The sequence below is a fragment of the Stenotrophomonas sp. YJH_SMC_138 genome (assembly GCF_059369855.1).
This window is the reverse complement of sequence record NZ_JCAFTB010000002.1, coordinates 177,091-203,385: the sequence shown is the minus strand read 5'-3', so window position 1 is coordinate 203,385 and position 26,295 is coordinate 177,091. Positions and strand designations below refer to the sequence as shown.

General features: G+C 67.2%; 21 protein-coding genes. 9 read left to right on the top strand and 12 right to left on the bottom strand.

Features of this window, described 5'->3' with window-relative positions; all coding sequences use genetic code 11:
• The first annotated feature begins 1 nt into the window (after position 1).
• Complete coding sequence (minE, locus tag AC5P7I_RS06080; RefSeq protein ID WP_005408532.1) at positions 2–262, top strand: cell division topological specificity factor MinE; 261 nt, start codon at positions 2–4, stop codon at positions 260–262.
• Positions 263–308: 46 nt separating this feature from the next.
• A complete protein-coding gene (locus tag AC5P7I_RS06075) occupies positions 309–788 on the top strand; it encodes a hypothetical protein (protein ID WP_014646351.1) in 480 nt (159 codons plus the stop codon).
• A gap of 71 nt (positions 789–859) precedes the next feature.
• On the opposite strand, the gene AC5P7I_RS06070 is transcribed toward AC5P7I_RS06075, so the two are convergent.
• The 3 genes from AC5P7I_RS06070 to AC5P7I_RS06060 form a co-directional block, all read right to left on the bottom strand.
• Positions 860–2,104 (bottom strand): DUF819 family protein, encoded by a 1,245-nt coding sequence (locus AC5P7I_RS06070; RefSeq protein WP_032961385.1) that lies wholly within the window; start codon positions 2,102–2,104, stop codon positions 860–862.
• Positions 2,105–2,244: 140 nt separating this feature from the next.
• On the bottom strand, positions 2,245–4,323 hold the full coding sequence (locus tag AC5P7I_RS06065) for a prolyl oligopeptidase family serine peptidase (RefSeq protein ID WP_164077054.1): 2,079 nt from the start codon (positions 4,321–4,323) through the stop codon (positions 2,245–2,247).
• Positions 4,324–4,579: 256 nt separating this feature from the next.
• Positions 4,580–6,544 (bottom strand): OPT family oligopeptide transporter, encoded by a 1,965-nt coding sequence (locus AC5P7I_RS06060; RefSeq protein ID WP_014646348.1) that lies wholly within the window; start codon positions 6,542–6,544, stop codon positions 4,580–4,582.
• 200 nt (positions 6,545–6,744) lie between these two features.
• On the opposite strand from AC5P7I_RS06060, the gene AC5P7I_RS06055 reads away from it, so the two are divergent.
• Positions 6,745–7,893, top strand: coding sequence for an acetyltransferase domain-containing protein (locus tag AC5P7I_RS06055; RefSeq protein ID WP_111205854.1), 1,149 nt, complete (start codon positions 6,745–6,747; stop codon positions 7,891–7,893).
• Positions 7,894–8,002: 109 nt separating this feature from the next.
• On the top strand, positions 8,003–9,757 hold the full coding sequence (locus AC5P7I_RS06050) for a peptide MFS transporter (protein WP_014646346.1): 1,755 nt from the start codon (positions 8,003–8,005) through the stop codon (positions 9,755–9,757).
• A 54-nt stretch (positions 9,758–9,811) separates the two neighbouring features.
• Here AC5P7I_RS06050 and AC5P7I_RS06045 read toward each other — a convergent pair whose 3' ends face one another.
• Together AC5P7I_RS06045 and AC5P7I_RS06040 are read right to left on the bottom strand one after the other, a co-directional pair.
• The gene (locus AC5P7I_RS06045; protein ID WP_134966952.1) at positions 9,812–11,800 is read right to left on the bottom strand and encodes an alpha/beta hydrolase family protein; all 1,989 of its coding nucleotides are present in this window, start codon (positions 11,798–11,800) and stop codon (positions 9,812–9,814) included.
• Between the two features lie 163 nt (positions 11,801–11,963).
• Positions 11,964–12,599: a LysE/ArgO family amino acid transporter gene (locus AC5P7I_RS06040; RefSeq protein ID WP_005415673.1), complete on the bottom strand. Its 636-nt coding sequence runs from the start codon at positions 12,597–12,599 to the stop codon at positions 11,964–11,966.
• A 137-nt stretch (positions 12,600–12,736) separates the two neighbouring features.
• On the opposite strand from AC5P7I_RS06040, the gene AC5P7I_RS06035 reads away from it, so the two are divergent.
• From AC5P7I_RS06035 to AC5P7I_RS06020, 4 genes are all read left to right on the top strand, one after another.
• Positions 12,737–13,642, top strand: a complete 906-nt coding sequence (locus AC5P7I_RS06035) for an ArgP/LysG family DNA-binding transcriptional regulator (protein ID WP_164077053.1) — start codon at positions 12,737–12,739, stop codon at positions 13,640–13,642.
• A gap of 185 nt (positions 13,643–13,827) precedes the next feature.
• A complete protein-coding gene (locus tag AC5P7I_RS06030; protein WP_075076126.1) occupies positions 13,828–14,274 on the top strand; it encodes a GNAT family N-acetyltransferase in 447 nt (148 codons plus the stop codon).
• 191 nt (positions 14,275–14,465) lie between these two features.
• Positions 14,466–16,154 carry a malate dehydrogenase (quinone) gene (mqo, locus tag AC5P7I_RS06025; protein WP_164077052.1) on the top strand — a complete coding sequence of 563 codons (1,689 nt, stop codon included), beginning with the start codon at positions 14,466–14,468 and terminating at the stop codon, positions 16,152–16,154.
• Positions 16,155–16,480: 326 nt separating this feature from the next.
• Positions 16,481–18,673, top strand: a complete 2,193-nt coding sequence (locus AC5P7I_RS06020) for a TonB-dependent siderophore receptor (protein WP_049406405.1) — start codon at positions 16,481–16,483, stop codon at positions 18,671–18,673.
• 126 nt (positions 18,674–18,799) lie between these two features.
• On the opposite strand, the gene AC5P7I_RS06015 is transcribed toward AC5P7I_RS06020, so the two are convergent.
• Positions 18,800–19,120 (bottom strand): hypothetical protein, encoded by a 321-nt coding sequence (locus AC5P7I_RS06015; protein WP_032960776.1) that lies wholly within the window; start codon positions 19,118–19,120, stop codon positions 18,800–18,802.
• Between the two features lie 153 nt (positions 19,121–19,273).
• Here AC5P7I_RS06015 and AC5P7I_RS06010 point away from each other — a divergent pair, with 153 nt between their 5' ends.
• Entirely contained in the window at positions 19,274–20,221 is a 948-nt protein-coding gene (locus AC5P7I_RS06010) for a nucleoside hydrolase (RefSeq protein WP_049441242.1), read from the top strand.
• Between the two features lie 4 nt (positions 20,222–20,225).
• Here the strand turns inward: AC5P7I_RS06010 and AC5P7I_RS06005 are convergent, their stop codons facing one another.
• The 6 genes from AC5P7I_RS06005 to AC5P7I_RS05980 form a co-directional block, all read right to left on the bottom strand.
• Positions 20,226–21,485, bottom strand: a complete 1,260-nt coding sequence (locus tag AC5P7I_RS06005) for an MFS transporter (protein ID WP_262088376.1) — start codon at positions 21,483–21,485, stop codon at positions 20,226–20,228.
• Between the two features lie 78 nt (positions 21,486–21,563).
• Complete coding sequence (locus AC5P7I_RS06000; RefSeq protein WP_197621324.1) at positions 21,564–22,577, bottom strand: hypothetical protein; 1,014 nt, start codon at positions 22,575–22,577, stop codon at positions 21,564–21,566.
• A gap of 124 nt (positions 22,578–22,701) precedes the next feature.
• Positions 22,702–24,015 (bottom strand): sensor histidine kinase, encoded by a 1,314-nt coding sequence (locus tag AC5P7I_RS05995; RefSeq protein ID WP_197621325.1) that lies wholly within the window; start codon positions 24,013–24,015, stop codon positions 22,702–22,704.
• Positions 24,012–24,752, bottom strand: a complete 741-nt coding sequence (locus tag AC5P7I_RS05990; RefSeq protein WP_032960784.1) for a response regulator — start codon at positions 24,750–24,752, stop codon at positions 24,012–24,014. The genes AC5P7I_RS05995 and AC5P7I_RS05990 overlap by 4 nt, the downstream gene beginning before the upstream one ends.
• 57 nt (positions 24,753–24,809) lie before the next feature.
• Positions 24,810–25,355 carry a redoxin family protein gene (locus tag AC5P7I_RS05985; protein WP_262088375.1) on the bottom strand — a complete coding sequence of 182 codons (546 nt, stop codon included), beginning with the start codon at positions 25,353–25,355 and terminating at the stop codon, positions 24,810–24,812.
• A gap of 3 nt (positions 25,356–25,358) precedes the next feature.
• Positions 25,359–26,150 carry an alpha/beta fold hydrolase gene (locus AC5P7I_RS05980; protein ID WP_014646324.1) on the bottom strand — a complete coding sequence of 264 codons (792 nt, stop codon included), beginning with the start codon at positions 26,148–26,150 and terminating at the stop codon, positions 25,359–25,361.
• Positions 26,151–26,295 lie beyond the last annotated feature (145 nt).

Genomic DNA, 26,295 nt, shown 5'->3' with positions numbered 1-26,295 from the left:
CATGGGCCTGTTTGATTTCCTCAAAGCGAAGAAGACCACCGCCGAAACCGCCAAGAACCGCCTGCAGATCATCATCGCGCAGGAACGCAGCCACCGTGGTGGCCCGGACTACCTGCCGCTGCTGCAGCGCGAGCTGCTGGAAGTGATCAAGAAGTACGTGAACATCGACGTCGATGCGGTGAAGGTCGACCTGGTGAAGGATGGCCAGCACGATGTGCTGGACATCTCCGTGGCGCTGCCGGAAGGCCCGGACAAACCCTGATCCCCTGCCCCGCCCGTGCCTGCATGGGCGGGGCTGCCTGACCCGCATGACCGATACGACAACCGCCGTGGACATCACCTGCGTGGGCGACATCGCCTTCGCCGATGCGCAGTGCCTGCTCGCCGCGCATGGCCTGCGGCTGCACCACGTGGCGGCCGGCGAGCCGATTCCCGGCAGCTACTGGGGCGAGCCCGAGGCGGGCATCATCGCCAGCAACGTCTACGTGCGCGATGACACGCCCGTGCACTCGATGCTGCATGAGGCCTGCCACCTGATCGTACTGCCGCCGGAGCGGCGGGCGCAGGTGCATACCGATGCCACCGACTCGGTGGCCGAGGAAGACGCGACCTGCTACCTGCAGATCGTGCTGGCCGGGCAGCTGCCCGGCGTCGGCAGCCAGCGGCTGATGGCCGACATGGATGCCTGGGGGTATACGTATCGGCTGGGATCTACGAAAGCGTGGTTCGAGCAGGACGCCGAAGACGCGAAGGCATGGTTGATCGAACGCGGGTTGCCGGTGGCGTGATTCACCGGGAACCGGGGTCAGATCCCTTTTGCGTCGCAAAAGGGATCTGACCCCATCACCCCGTCGCCGTATCAGCCCTGCCCGGCCAGTGCGCGCAGGGTGATGCCGACGATGTAGGCCAGGTAGGTGCCGGTGGCATAGCCCATCGTGCCCAGCAGCACGCCCACCGGCGCAAGGGCCGGATGGAACGCGGCCGCCACCACCGGCGCCGAGGCCGGGCCACCGATGTTCGACTGCGAACCGATGGCGAAATAGAAGAACGGCACCTTCAGCAGCTTGCCCAGGCACCACAGCAGCACGATGTGCACGGCAATCCAGATCAGGCCAAGCAGGAACAGCCACGGGCGATCCAGCAGCGCCAGCAGATCCATCTGCATGCCGATGCAGGCGATCAGGAAGTACAGCAGCAACGAACCCAGCCGCGATGCACCCGCCCCTTCCAGGTTGCGTGCGCGGGTGAAACTCAGGCTCAGGCCCAGCGTGGTCGACAGCACCACCACCCACACGAACGGCGCGTCCAGGCTGAACTGCGACGCCCAGCTGACGTTGGCCTTGAACCAGGCCGCCAGCGGCGCACCGATCGCATGCGACAGGCCGACGCCGCCGAAGGCCACCGCCACGATCAGCATCAGATCGGTCAGGCTGGGAATGCGTTCGTGCTCGGCCTGGAAGCGCGCGATGCGTTCCTTCAGTTCATCGATGGCCGAGGTATCAGCGCCACTGCGTGCATCGATCTTCGCTGCACGTCCTGCCAGGAAGATCAGCGCGGCCATCCACACGTAACCGACACCGACATCGACCACCGCGAACTGGCCAAAGGTGGTCGCGTTGACGTCGAACACTTCGCGCATCGCCAGCATGTTGGCACCACCACCGATCCAGCTGCCGGCCAGTGCCGCCATGCCGGCCCAGGTATCGCCGGCTACGGTGTCGGGATGGATCGCGCGCATCACCAGGAACGCCACCACCGCACCGAGCATGATGCTGGCCGAGGCGCCCAGGTACATCAGTACCAGCTTCGGGCCGAGCCGCAGGATGCCCTTGATATCCACTGCCAGGGTCAGCAGGATCAGCGCCGCCGGCAACAGGATGTCGCGCGCGATCGGGTTGTAGAGCTTGGTGTTCTGGCCGTCGATCAGGCCGACGGTGTTGTAGATGCCGGGAATCAGGTAGCACAGCAGCAGCGCTGGCACGAACGTATAGAAGCGCTTCCACAGCCCCTGCTCGCGCGAGGCGGTCCAGAACACGGCGCCAAGAGTGGCGGCGATCAAACCGAAGACGACGATGTCGTTCTGGATCAGGGCAGTCGAAGGCATGCAGGCGCTCTGGTAGAGCCGGCCGCTGGCCGGCTGCTGGTGGCGGCAGATCAGGAAGGTGTGCCGACCAACGGTCGGCACCCACCGGTAAAGCAGATGGTGAAACAGAAGCGCCGCCCCGGAGGGCGGCGCCGCAACCATCAGTTGCCGATGTGCTGCTTCAGCCAGGCATTGACGGTGTCATGCCACAGGATGCTGTTGTTCGGCTTCAGCACCCAGTGGTTTTCATCCGGGAAGTACAGGAACTTCGATTCGATGCCCTGGCGCTGGGCAGCGGTGAACGCGGCCAGGCCCTGCTCGACCGGGATGCGGAAGTCCTGCTGGCCGTGGATGACCAGGATCGGCTTCTTCCAGTCCGCCACGTGGTTGACCGGGTTGAACTTCTCGTAGTTCGCCGCCTTCTGGTACGGCGTACCGCCCTGCTCCCACTCGGTGAACCACAGTTCTTCGGTGGCGTAGCCCATCATGCGCTGGTCGAACACGCCGTCATGGTTGACCAGGCACTTGAACGGGCTGTTCCAGTTGCCGGCAATCCAGTTGACCATGAAGCCGCCGTAGCTGGCGCCCAGCGCACAGGCCTTGTCACCATTGAGGAAGGAATACTTCTTCAGCGCCGCATCCCAGCCCTTCTGCAGGTCTTCCAGCGGGCGGTCGCCCCAGTGCTGGCTGATCGCATCGGTGAACGCCTGGCCGTAGCCGGTGGAGCCGTGGAAGTCGATCATCACCACCGCATAGCCCTGGCCCGCGTAGGTCTGCGGATTCCAGCGGTAGCTCCAGCCATTGCCGAAGCTGCCCTGCGGGCCGCCGTGGATCAGGAACGCGACCGGGTACGACTTGCCTTCCTGGTAGTTGTGCGGCTTGACCACGTAGCCATGCACGGTGTCGTTGTTCCAGCCCTTGAACTCGAACTGTTCGTAGTCGCCGAAGCTGACATCCTTGAGCACCTCACCAGCGGCCGGGGTCAGCGCGCGCAGCTCGCCGATGGCTTCGCCCGCGGCCGGCAGCAAGCCAACCAGCACCTGGTCGTTGCTCTTCAGGCTGTTGCGGGTGATCGCCACGCTGTTGCCGGCCACATCGACCGAGGTCACGCTGCCGTCGCCGATCAGCTTGGTGGCCTTGCCGCTGGCCACGTCGATCTGGAACAGCGGGTGTTCGCCGAGGTCATCGGCAGTGGTGTAGATGCTGGCGCCGTCGGCGGACAGGGTGATGCCGCCAGCCGAACGATCCCACTGCGGGGCGATCTCGCGGGTCTTGCCACTGGCCAGGTCCATCGCCATCAGGCCGAAGCGGTCAGCCTCGAAGCCCGGGCGCTTCATCGCGCGGTAGAACAGGGTCTTGCCGTCGGCACTGAACACCGGGCCGGCATCCCAGGCCGGGTTGGAGGCGGTCAGGTTGACCGGCGCCTGCTTGCCCGCCGCGTCGAAGCGGTACAGGTCGAAGTTGGTCGACCACGGCTCCTGCTTGCCGGCCACGCGGATGCTGGCGACCACGCTGGCGCCATCCGGCGACCAGGCGAAATCATCATTGCCGCCGAACGGCTTGGACGGGGCATCACCGTCGATGGTGGCGCTCAGCGCGGAAGCGCCCTTGACCGGACCGGCCTTGGCTGCCGGCAGCGGCGCGACGAACAGGGTGTTGCGGCGGCCGTCGTTCCAGGTATCCCAGTGGCGCACGAACAGCGAATCGAAGACCTTGCCACTGGCCTTGGCGCCGGCGACGTCCTTGAGCTTCTTCTCGGTGCAGGTCAGGTCCGAGGCACAGGCCTGGAACACGCCGGCGCTGAACAGCACGCGGTCGTCCTGCGGCGACACGTGGTAGCTGTCCACGTCGACCGGGAAGTCGGTCAGCTGGCGCGGGGCGCCGCCGCTGAGCGGCTGCGCGTACAACTGCTGGCTGCCGCTCCTGGCGCTGAGGAAATACACGGTCTGGCCATCGGCCGACAGCGAAGCGGAATTGACGTTCCAGCCGGCCGGGGTGATCTGCTTCGGCGGTGCTGCATCGCGGGTACGCAGGTTGCGCGCGAACAGCGCGGTGGAGGCCTTCAGGTTGGCATCCACGCTGCGCTTGGCGAACACCACGGTGCCGCCGTCAGCGGTCAGTACCGGTGCGGAGACGCGGTCCATGGCCACCATGTCGCGGACTTCCAGGCCACGGGCAGCGGCGACGCTGGGCAGGGCGGCCAGCAGGCTCAGTGGCAGCAGGGCATGACGCAGTTTCATCGGGGTCTCCGCAGGACGGCAAAAAACCGATGGTAGGCCCGTGCGGCCGGGGCTGCCAAGGCCATCGGTCATGGCTGCCGGTGGGGCGCGGCCCCGCCGCCAGAAAAAGCAAACCGCGCCGTGGCGCGGTTTGTGGGGACACCGGGGTCGGATTCGATTCCGACGGAATCGGCTCTGACCCCAGACGCTGTCAACCCGGGGTCAGAGCCCTTCCCGGCGGGAAGGGATCCGACCCCATGCATCACGACCCCAACCCTTACGCCATGGCGCGCTTGCCGGTGCGGTAGATCAGCCAGCCGACCAGGAACAGCACGGCCAGGCCGATCCACTGTGCGCCCGGCAGGTGGAACGGCACGGCCAGCACGTCGGCGCGACTGCTCACCACGATCGGAATCGCGATGGCGATGCCCATCAGTGCCTCACCGGTGATCAGGCCGGCGGCGAACAGCACGCCCGGCTTGTGCACGCGGTCGCGACCTTCTTCGTCATCGGCACGCACCTTGTGGAAGCGCTCGACGAGGTAGGCGATCAGGCCGCCGAGGAAGATCGGCACCATCAGTTCCAGCGGCAGGTAGATGCCGATGGCGGCGGCCAGCACCGGCACGCGGAAGCGGGCGTTGCGCGACTTCAGCCAGCTGTCGAACGCGATGATGGCGGCACCGACCACGGCACCGATGCCGATGAAGGTCCACGGCAGTTCACCACCGAACAGGCCCTTGGCCACCGAGGCCATCAGGTTGGCCTGCGGCGCGGCCAGCGCGTTCGGGTGCAGCTCCGACTTCACGCCGATGCCGTAGGCGGTGGCCAGCAGGTTCAGCACCGGGGCCATGATCAGCGCGCACGAGAACGCACCGATGCCCAGCATCAGCTGCTGCTTCCACGGGGTGGCACCGACGATGTAACCGGCCTTGAGGTCCTGCAGGTTGTCACCGCCGACCGCTGCAGCACAGCACACCACCGCGCCGATCATGATCGCGGCCACCGCGCCCAGCGGCGCGCCGAAGGCGCCGACCGGCTGCAGGCCATCCTTGCCCAGCAGCACCACCAGCACGGCCGAAGCGAACAGGATGGTGGAGATGGTGATGCCCGAAACCGGGTTGTTGGACGAGCCGATCAGGCCAGCCAGGTAGGCCGAGACCGAAACGAACAGGAAGCCGGCGACGATCATGATGAGGGTCATCGGGATGGACACGTGCCACTGGCCGACGATGGCCTGGTACAGGGCCAGCAGCGGCAGCACGAACACCACCAGGGCGACCAGCATCCACTTCATCGGCAGGTCGCGCTCGGTGTGCGCCAGCACCGGGCCACCGCTCTTGCGGGCGGCGGCAAAGCCGCTCTTGACACCGTTGAGCAGCGACTTGCGCAGCGAGATCAGGGTCCAGATGCCACCGATCAGCATCGCACCGACGCCCAGGTAGCGCATCTTCGCGCCCCAGATGGCGAACGCTGCCTCGGTGGACGAGGCCGCGGCAACCGACGCGGCCAGTGCCGGATCGGTGTTCATGAAGAACGCCTGGTAGATCGGAATGGCGATGTGCCAGGTCAGGATCGAGCCGGACACCACCACGATGCCGACGTTGAGGCCGACGATGTAGCCCACGCCCAGCAGTGCCGGCGACAGGTTGGTGCCGATGAAGGCGGTGACCTTGGAACTGCCGACGTAGGCCGAGGTGGCCCAGGCATCGGGAATCAGGCGCATGCCGCTTTCCGCGGCCAGCTTGACGAAGGCACCGATCACCGCCGACAGGCCGAGGATCTTCAGGCCCGGGCCCGGGTTCTCACCGGCCTTGAGCACTTCGGCCGCAGCCTTGCCTTCCGGGAACGGCAGCGGGTCTTCGACAATCATCGAACGGCGCAGCGGCACCGAGAACAGCACGCCCAACAGGCCACCGAGGCCGGCGATGCCCAGCACCCACCAGTACTTGAAGTCCGGCCAGTAGCCCATGATCACCAGCGCCGGGATGGTGAAGATCACACCGGCGGCGATCGATGAACCGGCCGAGGCGCCGGTCTGCACGATGTTGTTCTCGAGGATGGAGCCACCGCCCAGCAGGCGCAGCACGCCCATGGAAATCACCGCGGCGGGAATGGCGGTGGCGATGGTCAGGCCTGCGAACAGACCGAGGTAGGCGTTTGCGGCCGACAGCACCACCGCCAGCACGATGGCCAGGGCCACTGCGCGGAAGGTGAGCTGCTTGGGCGCAGCGTCGTGGTTCATGGAAGCCCCTGCTGGCAAAAAATCCCTGCCACGCTAGCGTTCAGGGCAGATCAAGTCCAGCGTGCCAAAGGATGGGGGCGTGTGCTGCGGCGCAATGGGCCGGCACGTGGACCGGCAATCGACCGACCCGGCAAAGTCCGGCTGGGCACGCCGCAAATGATATGTTATATCTTAATGATACCTTGTTGTTACTGCATCGCATGCCCCCTTCCCCCTCCCCCCGCCTGGCCTCCATCGACCAGCTGCGCGGCACCGTGATGCTGTTGATGCTGCTGGACCACGTGCGTGAGACCTTCTTCCTGCAGCACCAGGTGAGCGACCCGATGGACGCAGCGACGGTCTCCCCTGCGCTGTTCGCCTGCCGTCTGCTGGCCCACCTGTGCGCCCCCGTGTTCGTGCTGCTGACCGGGCTGTCGGCCTGGCTGTACGGCCAGCGCCAGGCGGATCCGCGCGGGGCCACAGCTGCGTTCCTGCTCAAGCGCGGGCTGTTCCTGGTGGTGCTGGAACTGACCCTGGTGAATTTCGCCTGGACCTTCCAGCTGCCGCCGGAAACGCTGTACCTGCAGGTGATCTGGGCCATCGGGCTGAGCATGATCGCGCTGGCCGGGCTGCTATGGCTGCCACGCCCGGCCCTGCTGATGCTGGCAATCGCGGTGGTGGCCGGGCACAACCTGTTCGACGGCCTTCGGGTGCAAGGAAACGGCCTGCTGGCGGTGCTGTGGAAAGTGCTGCACCAGCGCGACTGGATCGAGGCCGGCGCGCTGCGCCTGCGCACCTCCTATCCGGTACTGCCGTGGATCGGGGTGATTGCGCTGGGTTATCTGATGGGGCCCTGGTTCGGCCGCGCGCGCGCGCCGGAGCAGCGCCAGCGCTGGCTGCTGTGGGCAGGCGTCGGCGCGCTGGCCCTGTTCGCGCTGCTGCGGTTCGCCAACCAGTATGGGGATGCTCCCTGGTCGTACCAGACCACTACGCTGCGCACGTGGTTGAGCATCTTCAACGTCACCAAGTACCCGCCGTCATTGCAGTTCCTGTTGCTGACCCTGGGCGTGGGGCTGTTGCTGCTGCGCTTGTACGAATGGCCGCCCCTCGCGCGTGCGCTGCGCCCGCTGTCCGATATCGGCGCCGCGCCGATGTTCTTCTACCTGCTGCACCTGTACGTGCTGAAAGGGCTGTACCTGGCCGCGTTGGCGGCCTGGGGGCCGACCCATGGCGAACTGTATGCCCTGGATTCGGTCAGCGGCCTGCTGCTGGTGGCCTGTGCGCTGGCGGTGGTGCTGTACCCGCCGACGCGGGCCTTCGCGCGGTTCAAAGCGCGAAGGCGCGATCTGCCTTGGTTGCGATACCTGTGAGCGGTGGCCGCCGGGGGAGCGCCATCCCTGCATGGCGTGGATCCACCGGCGGCTGCCTGCCCAGGCCCAGAGGCCTATAATCGCGCCCTTTCCGCTGTCCCCGCCGTCGATGACCGTTGCCGCCTCTGCTTCCGACGACTTCCTGGGCCACCCCAAGGGCGTCTACGTCTGCTTCTTCACTGAAATGTGGGAGCGCTTCTCCTTCTACGGCATGAAGGCGCTGTTGCTGCTGTACCTGACCAAATACCACCTGTTCGGCGACAAGGCCGGCCTGGACCTGCTCGGTGCCTACGGTGGCCTGGTGTACTGCATCCCGGTGTTCGGCGGCATGCTGGCCGACCGCTGGCTGGGCATGCGCCGGGCAGTGCTGTTCGGCGGCATCCTGCTGGTACTCGGCCACCTCGGCATGGCCTTCGAGGGCCACGCCGCGTACCGGGTGAACGGCGAAGTGGTGCGCGACACCTCGGCGCTGGCGGTGACCTACCTGTCGCTGGCGCTGATCATCATGGGCGTCGGCTTCCTGAAGCCGAACATCTCCACCATTGTCGGCAAGCTGTACGCCAAGGACGACCCGCGTCGCGACTCGGGCTTTTCGCTGTTCTACGCCGGCATCAACCTCGGCGCGCTGTTCTCGTCCCTGGTGTGTGGCTTCCTCGGTGAGGCCTACGGCTGGAAGTACGGTTTCGGTGCGGCCGGCATCGGCATGCTGGCCGGCCTGGCGATGTTCCTGTGGGGCCAGAAGTACCTGCAGGGCCATGCCGAACCGCCGCAACCGGCGGCGCTGAAGCAGAAGGTGCTGGGCCTGCCACGCGAATGGCTCATCTATCTGTGCGCGGTGCTCGGCGTGCTGCCGGTGGCATGGCTGATGTGGGCCGCCGGCAACGGCGCGTTCGCGCTGGGCGGTGAAATCAGCCTGGCGCTGATGCTGATGCTGGTGGTGCTGGGCGGCGTGCTGGTCTGGTTCGCCTGGTTCACCGGCACGAAATGCACGCCGGTGCAGCGCCAGCAGATGATCGCGCTGATGGTGCTGATCTTCATGGCGCTGGTGTTCTTCACGATGTACGAGCAGTCCTACGGCTCGTGGGTGACCTTCACCGACCGCCTGCTGACCAAGGACATCGTGCCCTCGCTGGTGATCACCGGCGGCACGCCGCTGCCGTGGTCGATCCTCTCGCTGCTGCTGGCACCGCTCGGCTTCGTGGTCAGCGCGCGCCTGTCGGAACGGCGCCCGGGCTCGGCCGCGCCGCGCACGTTCTTCGCCGCCATCGTCGTACTGATGCTGGTGCTGCTGGTGCGCGACTGCCTGGTGATTCCGCAGACCGCCGGCTCGCTGACCTACCTCGGCGGCCTGTTCCTGGTGCTGCTCGCTCCGGCCTTCGCCGCGCTGTGGACGTGGATGGACCGCCGCGGCTGGGAACCGGGCAAGCCGGTGAAGTCGGCCTGGGGCCTGGTGATCGGCGCGCTGTCGTTCGTGCCGCTGGCGCTGGCCGCACAGCAGGTGGGCGCCACCGGCGAGATGGCCAGCGTGTGGTGGCTGGTGCTGGCCTACTTCCTGCTGGCCAGCGGCGAGATGTGCCTCTCGCCGGTCGGCCTGTCGGCGGTGACCCAGCTGGCCGTGCCGCGGGTGATGAGCCTGATGATGGGCACCTGGTTCCTGGCCACCGCATTCTCGGAAACGCTGGCCGCGCTGTTCGGCAAGCTGGCCGCGATCGAGGTGCCGGAAGGCGAATCGCTGGACATGGTGGCTGCCGCAGGTGCCTACGCGCACCTGTTCTGGCTGCTGATGTGGATCGGCCTGGGTTGCGCGTTGGCGGCCTTCATCGCCGCGCCGCTGCTGAAGAAGATGATGCACGGGGTGAAGTAAGTCCCGCGTGCCGAAGACCAGGGCGGCGGAAAATTCATCCGCCGCCCTGTCAGCTCAGGGCGCCTTGTCCTTGCCGGCCACGGGCGCGGTCGTCGCGGTCTTGCCCCCCAGGCTGCGCGCCAGGAACGCCAGCAGCTTGTCGTAGTACTCGCTGCGATGCGCCTCGGTGTAGAAGCCGTGGCCTTCGGTCTTGTAGTACAGGCTTTCCACCGGTGTGCCGGCGCGCTTGAGCGCCGCTTCCATGCGCTCGGTATGCTGGATCGGCGCACGCTTGTCTTCGCCACCGGCGGCGAGGAACACCGGCACCTTGATCCGTTCGGCCAGGTTCACCGGCGACACCGCGCCCAGCTTGGCCGGATCACCCAGCCATTCGCGCAGGTAGGTCACGCCTGAGCCGCGGTCCTGGATATCGCCACGGGTGTACATCATCGGCAGGTCGTAGACCCCCACATAGCCGGCCGCGCACTGATACAGCCCGGGTTCGCGGGCCGCCCCCATCATCGCCGAGTAGGCCCCGTAGCTGGCGCCATAGATGCAGATGCGACGAGCATCGGCGATGCCTTCGCTGATTGCCCAGCGGGTGGCATCGGTGACATCGTCCTGCATCGCCGCGCCCCACTGCTGCGCACCGGCCTGGGTGTGGGCCCGGCCGTAATTGCCCGACCCACGGAAGTTGACCTGCAGCACCGCATACCCGGCGGCGGCCAGCATCTGGGTTTCGCGGTCGTACTGGCCGGAATCGAAGATGTCGAACGGACCGCCATGCGGCATCACCACCATCGGCAGGTTGCGGCCGTTGCTGCCGGCCGGCAGGGTCAGGAAGCCATGCAACGGCAGCCCGTCCCGCGCCTTCAGTGCAATCGGCTTCACGCTGGCACTGCGGTCCACGTCAATCCAGTCGCTGCGGCTGATCAGGTGGTCAGCCTTGCGCGCCACCGTGTCGTAGACGTAGAAATCGCCCGGGTTCGAGCCCGACCAGGTTTCCACCAGCACAACACGGCCATCGCGGGTGCTGGAGGTGATGTAGACCGGCCCTCCGAAGGCGGCTTCCAGGCTGCGGTACAGGCGCGCCTCCGGCGACTTCTCGTCGAAGAACCGGGTACGCGGCGTGTCGCCCAGATAGAGCGCGCCCACCGGCACGTGGGTGCCGGGCCGATGGATGATGCGATACGGATTGACCACCTCGTCGCGCAGCAGCGTGGCACGCTCGCCGGTCTGCGGGTTCCAGCTGACGATCGCGTCCGGGCCCTGGGTCTGCTCGACGTTGAGGTAGGCCAGGCTGTCATCGGCCGAGAAGCCGAGGGCGGTTTCGATGCGCTTGCTGACGGCCTCGTCGTTGATCAGCTTCCAGCTGTCGCCACTGCGTTCGCGGAAGTACAGCTTGTTGATGTTGTCGCTGCCCGAGCCATGCACGAAGCGCACTTCGCCGGCGCCGTCGGTGGTGAACTCGCCGCGCCGTACCGGCGAGGACGCCACCCGCGAGCGACGACCCGTAGTCACATCCATGCGATCTACGCGGGTGTACGGATCCTCGGCCAGCGGCCATACGGTCACCAGCACGTTGCGCTCGTCGCCCGGCAGGTCGTCGGCCAGGAAGGCGGCCACTGCTTCGACCTTCTTCGGCTGGATGCGGGTCCCCGGGCCCTTGCTTTCGACGCGATAGCCGACCAGCAGTTCGCCGCGGTTGCCGTTGGCGTCGATGGCATAGAGTTCGCCGGTGGGATTGGGTTGGTCGAGCGAGCCCCACTTCTGGGCCAGGCCGATCAACAGGCGCTCGTTGCTGACCCAATCGAATTCCTGCGCGTGGTTGCGGCTGGGCGGCCAGAAACTGCCGACCACCTCCTTGTCCTTCAGGCGCAGGATCGCGATCGCGGTGCTGTCCTCCCTCGGCACCGTTGCCGCTACGTACTCGCCCCCCGGCGAGATCTTGATGTCGGTGAAGGTCTCCCGGCGCAGGTACTGCGTCAGCTCCACCGCCCCCGCGCTGCCTGCGGCAACGCCCCCGATGACGGCCAGTGCGGCCGCCAGAATCGTCCTGTGCATCCTTCCCCTGCTCCTGTGGACACCTTGTCCTGGTCTCCGATTCTAGGCAGGGCAATGGGTTTCCCGCCAGAGCCGGAAAAGACGACGGCACCGTTGCCGGTGCCGTCGTTGCCACTACCTTGGAGAGAGAGTCAGGACGTGGGTTCGGGGGGCGTGCGCCGGGTCAGTGGACTCCGCGCACCGCCAACATGAGGGCCAGGATGCTGAGGATCACGGCGATGGTGCCGTCGAGCACGCGCCAGGTGCTGGGCTTGGTGAACAGCGGCGCCAGCAGGCGTGCACCGAGGCCCTGCGCGGTCAGCCACAGGCAGCTGGCCGTGACCACGCCCGCAGCGAAGGCCATGCGGGCGTTGCCGAAGTTCTCGGCGATGGAGCCGATCACCATCATGTCCAGCCAGAAGTGCGGGTTGATCAGCGAGAAGCCGACCGCGGCCATCAGCACCGCGCGGCGGCTGCCGTCGTCGCTGTCGGCCTCGCCCATGCCACCGCCGCCGGCGATCGCACGGCGTGCCGACTTCATCGCATACCAGGCCAGGAACGCGACACCGGTCCACAGCACGGCGGTGGTCAGCCACGGCAGCGCTGAAGTGAGCGTGCGCAGGCCGGCCACGCTGGCAAAGATGAAGATGGCATCGATGGCCGCGCAGGTGGCGACCACCGGCACGATGTGCTTGCGCAGGATGCCCTGGCGCAGAATGAAGGCGCTCTGGGCCCCGACCACGGCGAACAGGCCGATGCCGGTGGCTGCACCAGAGAACCAGGCACCGAGGCCGGTGCTGGCGGAGATGACCGAGAACATGGGATTCACTGCCTTGTATTGCTTGGGGGACGGTACCTCGCGAAGGCGGACAGCACCGGAACGGGCGCCATTGTCGCGCCGCAACATGGAAAAGACGAGCTAAACTTCCTAAACCAACATTAGCGGAGCTTAATTCGATGCGCATCGATCACGCCCAGCTGCGCGCCCTGGCCGCGGTGATCCGCGAAGGCAGCTTCGACCGCGCCGCGCAATCGCTGAATGTCACGCCCTCGGCCATCTCGCAGCGGGTCAAGGCACTGGAGGACCGGATCGGCCGCCTGCTGGTCAAGCGTGGCACCCCGGCCACCGCGACCGCCGAAGGCCAGCTGCTGGTGCAGCTGGCCGAGCAGACCGCCCTGCTGGAACACGATGCGCTGCACCGCATGGGCCTGGCGGATGAGGACCTGCCCCAGGCCAGCATCCCGGTGGCAGTGAACCACGACAGCCTGGAAACCTGGTTCCCGCAGGCCGCGGCGCAGTTCGCGCAGGGCACCGGGACCACCCTGGACCTGCGCGTGGAGGACCAGGACCACACCGCCGAACTGCTGCGCCAGGGCACGGTGCTGGGTGCGGTGACCACGCTGGACGAGCCGGTGCAGGGCTGCCAGATCCACGCGCTGGGCAGCATCCGTTACGCGGCGACCTGCACCCCCGAGTTCCGCGAACGCTACTTCGCCAAGGGCGTGACCGCGCAGGCACTGGCGCAGGCACCGGTTCTGGTGTTCAACCGCAAGGACGACATGCAGTCGCGCTTTGCCCGGCGCATGGCCGGCGATGACCTGCCCAGCACCGCACCGACCTGGTGGATTCCCTCCACCCGCGCCTTTGTGCAGGCCAACCTGGGCGGCATGGGCTGGACGATGAATCCGCTGCCGCTGGTCAAGCGGCACCTGGACGCCGGCCGCCTGGTCTACGTACGCCAGCGCGCGTGGGAAGACGTGCCGCTGTACTGGCAGCACTGGAAGGGCGACGTGCAGACCATGGCCCTGCTGACCCGCGCCGTGCTGGATGCATCCTCGGCATTGATCCGGCGCAAGCGCTGACGCACAGCGCAAAAAGGGGACGGAGGGGATTAAGTCGCTTAAGGCCAATACGACATCCAAGGCAAATACGGCTTAATCCCCTCCGTCCCCTTTTTCGGGGCTCCATCGGATCTCCATCAAGCCTACACACCGGGTCCATGCGCGATGCGGATACTGGCGGGCCGACCATTACAAGGATGTCCGGCATGCCCGTGTACCTGCGCGATGCCCGCCCCGAGGATGCCGCTGCCTGCGTCGACCTGCGTGGGCGCACCCGCGAGAACGCCTTCAGCGCCGAGCAGCTGGCCCAGCTGGGCATCACTGTGGACAGCTGGGCGGCCGGCATCGCCCAAGGCGATTCGATCGGCCGCGTCGCCTGGGAGGGCGAGCGCATGGCCGGCTACTGCTTCGCCGACCGCGACAGCGGCGAGGTGCTGGTGCTGGCCCTGCTGCCGGACTACGAGGGCCGCGGCATCGGCCGCCAGCTGCTGCAGGAAGTGGTCAGCCTGACCCGCGATGCCGGCCACCGGCGGCTGTTCCTGGCCTGCTCGGCCGACCCGCGTTCGCGCTCGCACGGCTTCTACCGCCGCCTGGGCTGGCGCCCGACCGGCGGGGTCGATGAGGCTGGCGACGAGATCCTTGAGCTGGTCTGATCCCACCGTCGCCGGGCATCGCCTGCCGCCCATGTGGCAGCACCGCGAAACGTCGGATGCTGCGTTGCATCAAAAAAGGACCGGATCCGGTTAGAATCACCGGTGGATGATGCAAGGCGTTGTTTCTTCACGCCCTTTCCCTGCCCCACGCGCATCCTGACCTCTTCCCCTCCGCCAACGATCCCGCCCCCATGAAGAAATTTGGCAAGGCTCTTCTCGCCCTGCTCGTGCTGCTGTTGCTGGCCGCCGCGCTGTTCCTGTACTGGCCGCTGACCCAGCGCTCGGTGCCCGCCGCCAGCAACGACAAGCCCGTCGATGTTGTGCTGGTCGGCGCCGGCATCATGAGCATCACCCTGGCCACCTACCTGCAGGAACTGCAGCCGGACTGGAACATCCAGGTCTACGAACGCCTCGACGGCGTCGCCGGTGAAAGCTCCGATGGCTGGAACAACGCCGGCACCGGCCACTCGGCGTTCGCCGAACTGAACTACACCCCGGAACTGCCCGACGGCAGCATCGAGACCAAGCGCGCGGTCGGCATCGCCGAATCGTTCGAGGTCTCGCGCCAGTTCTGGTCGCACCAGGTGAAGGAGGGCCGGCTGAGCCAGCCCAGCGACTTCATCAACCCGACCCCGCACATGAGCTTCGTCTGGGGCGATGACAACATCGCCTACCTGCACAAGCGCCAGCAGGCCCTGGTCAAGAACCCGCTGTTCTACGGCATGCAGTACTCCGAGGATCCGGCCCAGATCAAGCAGTGGGCCCCGCTGCTGATGGAAGGCCGTGACCCGAAGCAGAAGGTTGCCGCAACCTGGATGCCGCTGGGCACCGACGTCAACTTCGGCGTGATCACCCGCCAGCTGACCGCCGGCCTGCAGCGCAGCCCGAACTTCAGCCTGCACCTGAACCATGAAGTGAGCGCGCTGCGGCAGAACGCCGACAAGAGCTGGAACGTGACGGTGAAGGACCTCAAGGCCGGCACCGAATCCACCACCCACGCCCGCTTCGTGTTCATCGGTGCCGGTGGCGCCGCACTGAAGCTGCTGCAGATGTCGGGCATTCCGGAATCGAAGGACTACGCCGGCTTCCCGGTCGGCGGCCAGTTCCTCGCTTTCCAGGGCCAGGACGTGACCTCGCGCCATGGGGTGAAGGCTTACGGCATGGCTGAGACCGGCTCGCCGCCGATGTCGGTGCCGCACCTGGATGCGCGCAAGCTGGACGGCAAGCCGGTGGTCCTGTTCGGGCCGTTCGCGCTGTACAGCACCAAGTTCCTCAAGCACGGCTCGTGGTGGGACCTTTACTCGTCGGTGAACCACAACAACGTCGGCCCGATGCTGGAAGTGGGCAAGGACAACCTGGACCTGGTGCAGTACCTGATGGGACAGGCGCGCCTGAACGATGCCGACCGCCAGGCCGAACTGGTCAAGTACTTCCCCAATGCCAAGCCGGGTGACTGGAAGCTGGTCACCGCCGGCCAGCGCGTGCAGATCATCAAGCGCGATCCGCTGAAGGGCCCGGTGCTGCAGTTCGGTACCGAGATCGTGACCGACAAGGACCACACCCTCGCCGCCCTGCTCGGCGCGTCGCCGGGCGCGTCGACCTCGCCGCCGATCATGCTTGACCTGATGGCCAAGGCCTTCCCGGAGCAGATGAAGGCCGGCTGGGAAACCCGCCTGCGCGAGATCGTGCCGTCGTACGGGCGCAAGCTCAACGACAGCGCCGCGCTGGTCAACGAGATCCGCACGCTGACCAGCCAGACCCTGCAGCTGCCCTACCTGGAGGTGCCGGTGGACGCGAACGCGGCATCGCCCGCTCCGGCGGCGGTTCCGGCGCCGGCCAAGGAAAAGCGCAACGCCAACGAGGAACTGCAGGCGCTGTAAGCCCGCAGGTTCCTTTCGATGCAGACGGACGGCCACCTTCGGGTGGCCGTTTGCGTTTGTGCAGGCTACGCCTGTAGAGCCGAGCCCATGCTCGGCTCCGGCAAAAAGCAGCCGAGCATCGCTCGGCTCTACAGAAAGCGATGCCCCGTGCCGGGAACCCTGCGCACAATGACGCGAATTGTAATGTTGTTAAGAATTATTTACATTTGCGTCCTGCGCAGTGACCGCGCCTCGCCCCCAGACGGACCTGACCGTGCCCGAAGCCGCCGCCCCGGGTGCTGGACGACTGTTGCCGCCCCTCCCCGCCTCCACGCTTCGAGCCCACCATGTGCCTGACCTTCGATAACCGCCTGCCCCGCCGCGCGCTGCTGCCGGCCGCCCTGCTCTCGTCGTTGACCCTGCTGGCCACGCCCAGCGCGTTCGCCGCCACTGATGGCGCAGCCGACGCCAAGACCCTGGACCGGGTGAGCGTGCGTGCCGAACAGTCGGCGCCGCCGGCCAGTACCACGCGCCTGCCGATCACCCTGCAGGAAACCCCGCAGTCGGCCACCGCGATCAGCCTGCAGCGCCTGCAGGACGAATCGCTGTTCAGCATCAACGATGTGATGCGCAACGTGACCGGCGTCAGCGTGTCCTTCTATGACACGCAACGCCCGCTGTACTACGCGCGCGGCTTCGCCATCACCGACTTCCAGGTCGACGGCATTCCCACCTACAGCGGCTCGACCAACCAGGAGTACGACACCGCCTTCTACGACCGCATCGAAGTGATCCGCGGTGCCAACGGCCTGCTCAGCGGCGCCGGCGTGCCGTCGGCCACGGTCAACCTGCTGCGCAAGCGCCCCGGCAAGGAATTCGACGCGTCGTTCGCGGTCAGCGCCGGTAGCTGGGACTACCGCCGCATGGAAGCCGACGTAACCGCGCCGCTGACCGCCGACGGCCGCTTCCGCAGCCGCGTGGTCGCCGCCTACACCGATCGTGGCCTGTATTACGACCGCTACAAGGAAAACAAGATGGCCGGCATGGCGGTGCTGGAAGGCGATGTCACCGACAGCACCACGGTTACCGTCGGCTACCAGACCCAGGACAACAACCCGACCGGTTCGACCTGGGGCACCGTGGCGTTCTTCGACAACCAGGGCAACTTCGCCCATCTGGCGCGCTCGACCAACCTGTCGCCGAAGTGGAGCTACTGGAAGCGCGAAAGCAATACCGCCTTCGCCAACCTGGAACAGCGTTTCGGCGACCACTGGCTGCTGAAGATCAACACCGCCTACACCCGCGGCAACGTGCAGAACGTGCGCCTGTACGGCACCGGCAACCCGGACCCGGTGACCGGCGCGGGCATCTACCTGCGCGCGGCCGCCGGTGATTCGAAGGACACCCGCCGCAATGTCGATGCCTACCTGACCGGCAGCTTCCCGCTGTTCGGCCGCGACCACGACCTCACCGTCGGCGCGCAGTGGTCGGACCTGGAAGGCACCACCAATACCGTGGCGCTGAACTTCCCGGGCGACTGGGCGACCTGCGGGCGTGAGCGCTGCTACTACATCCCCAACGTGTTCAACTGGAACGGCGACATCTCCGAAGTGACCTACACCCGCACCGGTGCACGCCGCGTGGCCAAGACCACGCAGAGCGGCGTCTACCTGGCCACCCGCCTGCGCCTGGCCGAGCCGCTGTCGCTGATTGCCGGTGCGCGCCTGAGCCGCTGGGAAACGCTCAGCCGCTCGTACAACGCTGCCGGCGCCTATACCGGCACCAGCGGTGCATACAAGGTGAGCGATGAGGTCACTCCGTACGTGGGCCTGGTCTACGAGATCACCCCGAACGTGTCGGCCTATGCCAGCTACACCGAGATCTTCAATCCGCAAAACTACAAGGACCGCAACGAGAACCTGCTGGCACCGGTGCAGGGCTCGAACCTGGAAGCGGGCATCAAGACGCAGTGGTTCGATGGCCGCCTGACCGCCAATGCGGCGGTGTTCGAGGCCAAGCAGGACAACTACGCGGTGCGTGACATGAGCGTGCCGGAAGGTACGCTGAGCGACGGCAGCTCGGCCTATATCGGCATCAACGGCACCAAGGCGCGCGGTTGGGAGATGGACGTCAACGGCGAGATCCTGCCGGGCTGGACGGTCAATGCCGGCTACACCCGCGTCAAGGTGACCCGCGCCGCCACCGACCTGCTGTACGCCAATCCGCCCAAGGACCTGCTGCAGCTCAACACCCAGCTGCAGCTGCGTGGCGCACTGGAGCGACTGAGCATCGGCGGTGGTCTGCAGTGGCAGAGCCGGGTGCAGGGCTACAACATCGCCTACCCGCTCGGCGGCACGGTGACGGTGAACCAGCCGGCGTATTCGCTGGTGCAGTTCAACGCCAACTACCGCATCAGCGACAACTGGACCGCCACGCTGAGCGTGCGCAACGCGCTGGACAAGACCTACTGGGCCAACCTGGACTACAACAACTTCGGCGAGCCGCGCTTCGTGTCGGCCAGCCTGCGCTGGAAATTCTGAGGCAGGCGGGGTTGCCGGGCTATGCCCGGCACCTTGTAGCGTCGAGCCATGCTCGACTGCTTTTCGATCAGGCGTCGCGGCTGTGGAACGAAGGGCAGTCGAGCATGGCTCGACGCTACAGGGACCTCAATCGCCGCAGCTGCCGCCGTCCCCCCCACCACCATCACTGCTGCAGTCGGAGCTGCTGTAGCTGTGATGGCTGTGGCTGTCACCGGAATAGCCAACGGAGGTGTCATGGCTTGCACCGCCATCCCCCCGGCTGCCTGAGCCATCGGCCGTGGCCACTGCCAGGCACAGGATGGCGCCGACCAGCGGCAGCAGCCAGACCAGCAGCAGCTGCACCGCGCGGCCACCCGCCGACAGGCCATCACGCCTGACGATCACCACGGTAGCCGCCACGTTCAGGCCCAGCACCAGCAGGACCAGCAGAAGGGCAACGATCAACATTCGGCGGCTCCATGCCTGGACTGGAGGGCATTATGGGCCTGCCAGCCCGGCAATGGCCCTGCCCGTCATGAAGATGGGACAATGCAGGGCGCGCCGGCCTGCTTCCAGGCCGCCGGCGCCCCCCGCACCACACGGAAGAAGAAGAACAACAACATGCTGAAAGTCATTTTCGATACCGACCCGGGCGTCGACGACGCCCTGGCCCTGCTGTACCTGCACAAGCACGCCCAGATTGACCTGATCGGCGTCACCACCACCTTCGGCAATGCCTCGGTGGAGTCGACCACGCACAACGCGCTGTACCTGAAGCAGGCCTGGGGCTTCGCCGCCCCGGTCGCGCGCGGTGCCGGTGGCCCGCTGCAGCCGGAAGCCACCCCGGAAGCCTGGCCGGTGCACATCCACGGCCACAACGGCCTGGGCAACCACCCGGTGCCGACCGAACTGGACGTGGCCGCCGACGCGCGCCCCGCTCACCAGCTGATCATCGACCTGGTCCGCGCCCATCCGGGCGAAGTGACCCTGGTCGCGGTCGGCCGCATGACCAACCTCGCGCTGGCCCTGCAGCAGGCCCCGGACATCGCCGGCCTGGTGCGCGGCGTGGTGATCATGGGCGGCGCGTTCCACGTCAACGGCAACATCACCCCGGCCGCCGAGGCCAACATCTGGGGCGATGCCGAAGCGGCCGACGTGGTGTTCACCGCCAGCTGGCCGGTCACCGCCATCGGCCTGGACGTGACCACCCGCGTGGAAATGGACCGTGACGGTCTGGACAAGCTGGCCGCCATCGGCGGTGCCGATGCCGAACTGGTGCGTGCGCTGTCGCAGGATTACGTGGACTTCTACCTGCAGGCCGGCCACAAGGGCATGGTCGTGCACGACTGCTGCGCCTGCATCGCGCTGACCCGTCCGGAGCTGTTCCAGTTCGAGCGCGCCAGCGTGCGCGTGGCCACCGACGGTGTTGCCCGCGGCATGACCATCCCCAAGCCGGAAGGCCTGGCGTTCGGTCCCAGCGTGTGGGACGGCCACGTGGTGCAGTCGATCGCCATCGGCGTGGATGCGGCCGCGGTACTGGCCGACATCGAGCAGACCCTCAAGGTCTGACCCGCTAGCGCTTGGCCCTGCCCGGGACCGTCTCGGGCAGGGTCCACAGCACCGGCAGCACCAGCACCGCCACCAGCGCGATCATCGCGCCTGGCGCTGCTCCCCAGCCGCTGCGCTCCACCCACCATTGCGCCAGCCATGGCGTTGCCCCGCCGAAGAAGGCCGTGGCCATGGTCACCCCCAGTGCCAGCCCACTCACCCGCCCTTCGCCGGGGAACTGCTCGGCCGTGGCCGGGGCCGCGACCGCGCTCACGCCGCCGGCCACGCAGGCCAGCAGCACCGCCGCCAGCGCAATGCCCAACGGCGGCGCCTGTGCCATCCAGGCGAACAGGGACAGCGGCAACAACGCTGCCAGCAGGGTCAGGCCCAGCAGCATCGGCCGCCGCCCGACGCGGTCGGACAATGCGCCACACAGCGGCGTGATCGCAATCACTGCGACCGCCGCAATTGTCGAAAGCCACAGTGCATCGCCCTCATCGTGGCCCTGCGCGTGCAGGAACGCAGGCACATAGGTGATGCCCACGTAGTAGGTGATCGATCCCAAGGCCGAGATCGCGAAGGTGCGCGCCACCGCCAGCGGGTGGTGCTGCAGCACATGCCGCAGCGGCGTGGCAGGAATGCTGCCTTCGCGGCGCTGGCGCTCGAACTCAGGCGATTCGTGCATGCCCGAGCGCGCGACCAGGATCACCAGTGCCAGCGCAGCGCCGACGAAGAACGGAATACGCCAGCCCCAGCTGTCCAGCTGCGCGGGCGCGAGCAGCGCCACGGTGACCGCCGAGATCGCGACCGCCAGCAGTGCGCCTACTTCACTGGCGGCCGAGGCCAGCGAGGTCACCAGGCCACGCCGCCGCGCCGGTGCGCTTTCCAGCAGGTACGCCACCACGCCGGTGTACTCACCGCCCACCGAAAACGCCATCACGCAGCGCAATACCAGCAGTAGCACGCCCGCCGTGGTACCTGCGGTGGCCGCGGTTGGCAGCAACGCAGTGGCCAGCATCGCCGCCGCCATCAACGCCATCGAAGCCAGCAGCATCCAGCGCCGGCCCAGGCGGTCGCCCAGGTGGCCGAAGCACAGCGCGCCCAGCGGGCGCATCAGGTAGGACACCGCGAAGCCGGCCAGGGTGACCAGCAGCGCCTGTTCGCCGCCGCCGAAGAACACCCGCGACAACACCGTGGCGAAATACAGGTACAGGGTGAAGTCGTACCACTCCACTACCGTGGACAGGCCCGCCACCCACATCGAGCGCTGCCGCGCCGCGGTCATTGCGTGTTCGCCTTCAACAGCCTCGGTCCCGGTTGCGCAGGTTCGGGGCAGGATGTCATGGCCCGGGTGAAATACCGGTCATCGGCCATCCGCTGCCTGCATGTACTGGGTTTCATGGCCGGTGAAGCGCTCACCGTCAAAACCGAAGCAGAAGCGCCCTTCCTCGAACACGCGGTAGACCAGCAACGCGCCATCGAGGCAGAACTGCTGCCGGTCCACGCCCGTCTCCAGTGTCCCGTAGCCGGTAGCATCACCGCCCTTTCCCGCCGGCCCGGTGAAGGCATCGAACGGCAGTGGCGTCGCCCTGCCCGTGCGGGTATCGACCAGCACCAGCGTGCGCTGGAAATACTCCGGACGATCATCGACCTGTACCAGCAGGTAGTGCCGGTTGAAATTGGGTTTCTGATGCTGGAGGGCATCTTCGATGGCTGCGCGGTGCCGCGCATCGCAGAAGTCGACCGGGCTGTAGCGGTAACTGCAACCGTCGTGGTCGTAGGGCAGGTTCATGCCGGAATAGCTGATGTTTCCCTCGCTGTCCACGTCGTGGCCCAGTTCCGGGGTGCTGCACAGCAGCCACGAACGCTGCGCATCTTCGGGATCGGCCATCAGCTTCGGCTCGCGGCCCTCGTCGTAAGCCGCATCACCCGGGAAGTCCTGGCGGAAACGCTGGCGGACGATGGGACGTGCCTTCTCCAGCGGCAGGCCGATCCTGGCCCCACGGAACGAAACGAATGTCATCGTCGGCAGGATCACCTCTTCCACCGGCAGCCCCTTCCACTGCCCCTGCACGCAGAACGTGGCGATCTCGTTCTCCACGTCTTCCTTGCAGGGCTTCGGCGCGTTCGCCGCCAACCAGGGATGGGCCGGGCGCCCGGTCTGCTGATCGATGTACCAGCCGTCCAGCGCGCAGGTCGGCAAGGCGTCGAGCAGCGGAGAGAGATCTGTTGCGGTGGCCGGGGCGGCAGGCGGTGTGCCCGCTGCGGGTGCGTCGGTCGGTGCGTCCGGTGTGCGATGGCAGGCCGCCAGCGCGAGCAGACCGACCAGCAGCGCGACGTGGCGCGGGCGCTGGATTGAATGCTGCGTTCCCTGCATTGCGTGCTTCCTGGTTTCGACACTCCCTGCAGATGATCGCCGATCCCAAGGCCGTGCAGGAACGTCACAGATCCCACATCGGGGTCAGAGCCCTTCGCTCCCGCAAGGGATCCGACCCCGCCCGTTACCCCGGCAGCCGCAGCTCAGCCCTCAGCCCGCCACCCTCGCGGTTGCGCAACCGCAGCGAGCCGCCCAGCGACTGCGCCAGTTGCACCGCGATGGCCAGTCCCAGGCCAGTGCCACCGGTATCGCGATTGCGCGAGCTTTCCAGCCGATGGAACGGCGCCAGCACTGCCTGCAGCTGGTCCTCGGGGATGCCCGGGCCACGGTCGGAAATTCCGATCCATACCCTTCCGGCCTCGTCACGGCCGGCCTCGATCTCGGCAGCGCCGGCGTAGCGGAGTGCATTGTCGACCAGATTGCCGACCACCCGTCGCAGCAGCTGCGGCCAGGTCTGCACGACCAGTCCAGCGGGCGCACCGCCACTGACCGGCTTGCCCATGTCCTCGTAATCGCCGACCACACTGGCCAGGAACGCGCCCAGGTCCATCGACACCGGCGCGCCACTGGCGACGTGGCTGCTGCGCGCATAGGCCACACCCTCGCGCACCAGTTGCCCAAGGTGATCGAGGTCGGCCAGCAGCCGCTGCTGGGTGCTGTCTTCAGGCAGGGTCTCCACCCGGAGCTTCATGCGCGTGATGGGGGTCTGCAGGTCATGCGAGATCGCGGCCAGGATCTGCAGGCGTTCACTGACATGGCCACGAATGCGTGCCTGCAGTGCGTTGAGTGCGGCTGCTGCGCCGCCTACTTCCGCCGGGCCATCTTCAGGCAGTGCAGGCCCGTCCTTGCCCGGCTGCAGATGCTCCACCGCATGCGACAACTGCTGCAGCGGGCGCATGGCCAGGCGCACCGCCAGCCACGCGCACACCAGCAGCAGCGCCAGCTGCACCAGCAGCACGGCGGGCAGCCAGCGCGCCAGCGGCAGGCCCGACGGGGTGACTTCAATGGTCAAGGGAGTGCCGTCGTGCAGGCGCAGTTCCACCTCGAACCGCTCCGGCAGGCGAGCCACCTGGCGCGCCTGCAACGGATAGCGGTGCTGCAGGCTGTCATCGATGATCGCCGTGACCTGGCGTGCACGATCGGTCTGCAGCCCCGGTCCGGCCGCGGCCGGGCGCAGCAGGTAACGGTAGGTGCGCCGCTCCAGCCGCGGCACCCAGGCATCGCGCTGGTCCGCGGGCAGGTGCTCCAGCAGCGCGACACTCACGGCCACGTCTTCGTCCAGGTTGCGCAGCATCATGCTGCGGGTGGACTGGTAGCGTTCGAAGAACAGCAGGCCGAAGGACAGTGCGTGGGCCAGCGCCAGTCCGCCCAGCAGCACCAGCAGCAGCCGCGCCGACAGCGTGCGCGGCCAGCGTGGGCGGCGTGCGGTGGCGTTCATTCGTCCGGCCCCAGCAACTGCACCGGCACGCTGAACACATAGCCTTCGCTGCGCACGGTCTTGATGTAGGTCGGCTCGCGTGCGTCGTCACCCAGGCGCTGCCGCACGCGGCTGACCAGCAGGTCGATCGAGCGGTCAAACAGTTCGGCATCGCGGCCCTGCGTGAGGCTGAGCAGCTGGTCGCGGCTGAGCACCCGATTGGCGTGATCGAGGAATACGCGCAACAGGCGGAATTCGGCGCCACTGAGTGGATACGCGGTGTCCTGTGCATCCAGCAGATGGCGTGCGGTGGTGTCCAGGCGCCACTCGCCGAAGGCCAGCTGGCGACCGGCTTCGCTCACCTGCAGGTTCGGCGGCAACATCCGGGTGCGGCGGATCACCGCATTGATGCGTGCCAGCAGTTCGCGCGAAGAGAAGGGCTTGGTCACGTAGTCATCAGCACCCATTTCCAGGCCGATGATGCGGTCGGTTTCGTCGTCGCGGGCGGTCAGCAGCACCACCGGCACCGCACGATGCTTGCCGGCGCGCAGGTTGCGGCACAGGCTCAGTCCGTCCTCGCCCGGCATCATCACGTCCAGCACGACCAGATCCACGGCATGGGTATCCATCAGCGCGCGCATGGCCCGGCCACCGTCGGCCTGGCTCACGCGCAGGCCGTTGCGTTGCAGGTAATCGGCCAGCATCTGGCGGATCTCGCTGTCATCGTCGACGACCAGGATGTGCGGTACGTGGTTCATTGCGTTCTCGATGAGGACGAAGGTCAAGGCCGCGCGGTGCGGCCATGGTAGCGCGGCTCAGGGGTTGGCCAGCAGGCGCTGGATCTCGCTTTCGGTACGTGCGTAGTCGCCCTCGCCGTAATGGCGGTAGACCACCCGCCCCTGCCGGTCGAGCAGGTACAGTGCGGGCCAGAAGCGGTTGCCCCAGGCGTTCCAGATCCGGTACTGGTTGTCCTGCACCACCGGCCAGGCGATGTCCAACCGTGCGGTGGCCTTGCGCACGTTGCCAGGCAGCCCTTCATAGGCGAACTCCGGCGTATGCACGCCGATCACCCTCAGGCCCTGCGACGCGTAGCGCGCATGCCACTGGTGGACATACGGCGCCACGTTGAGGCAGTTGCTGCAGGTGTAGGTCCAGAACTCGACCAGCACCACCTTCCCCCGCAACTGCTCCAGTGTGAGCGGCGGGCTGTTGTGCCAGGGCCCGCCACCGTCGAACCCGGCGGCGGGAACGGCCTGTGCCGGCTGCGCATCGGCCTCCGGGCTGGGCCAGGCCATCAACAGCGCAGCCCCACCCAGCACGCCCATCAGCAACGGCAGCACGTACGCACGCAGGCCGGCCATCGCTCAGCCCCCCTGCTCGGCCAGTGGCAGTTCCGCCGGCTTCACCCCCGCCGCTTCGAGGATACTGTCGGCCACCTGCGCCGGATGCGAAAGCAGCGACACATGGCTGCTGCCGATCGATTGCAGCTGCGCGCCAATGCGCTTTGCGGTGGCGGCCTGCAGCTGCGGCGACAGCATGCGATCGTCACGGCTGAGCACGTACCAGCTCGGCTTGCTGCGCCACGCCGCAACGTTCACTACTTCGCCCAGCGCGCTGGCCTTCAACGGGACCTGCGTGCTGTACAGCAGTGCGGCCGACTTCTTCATCACGTCCGGCGCGAAGTCCTGGGCGACAGCGTCAGCCGGCAACGTCAGGTAGCCGTCCCTTTCCTGCAGGCGGGCCAGGCCCGGACCGACCGGGAAGCCTTCGCCCTGTTGCGCCGATGATTGCCCTGCATCCGGTGCGAACGCCGCCACATACACCAGCGCCTGCACCTTCGGGTCATTGCCCGCTTCGGTGATGACCGTGCCACCCCAGCTGTGGCCGACCAGCACCACCTTGCCAGGCGCAGCGGCAATCGCACGACGGGTGGCGGCGACGTCGTCGGCCAACGAGGTGAGCGGATTCTGGACGGCCACCGCCGGCAGCTTCCAGTCATGCAGGGTGCTGATGACCTTGCTCCAGCTGGAGCCATCAGCGAACGCGCCGTGCACCAGGATGACGGTGGGCGGTGCAGCGGTATCGGCCCGGGCAGCGAAGGCAGGGGCGGCGGCGGCAAGGGCGAGAGCGGCGGCCAGCAAGCAGGTACGGATCATGGGGGCACTCCGGAGTTGGGAGTGGCCATTTCCGCCTGCCGGTGTATCGGCGCTGTTTCTCCGCAGCGCGGAGTTGTACCGGACTGTAGGGCGCAGGCGGGTTTCTACAGTGGGATACATTCGCGCGCCGGTCCTGGCCGGGCGC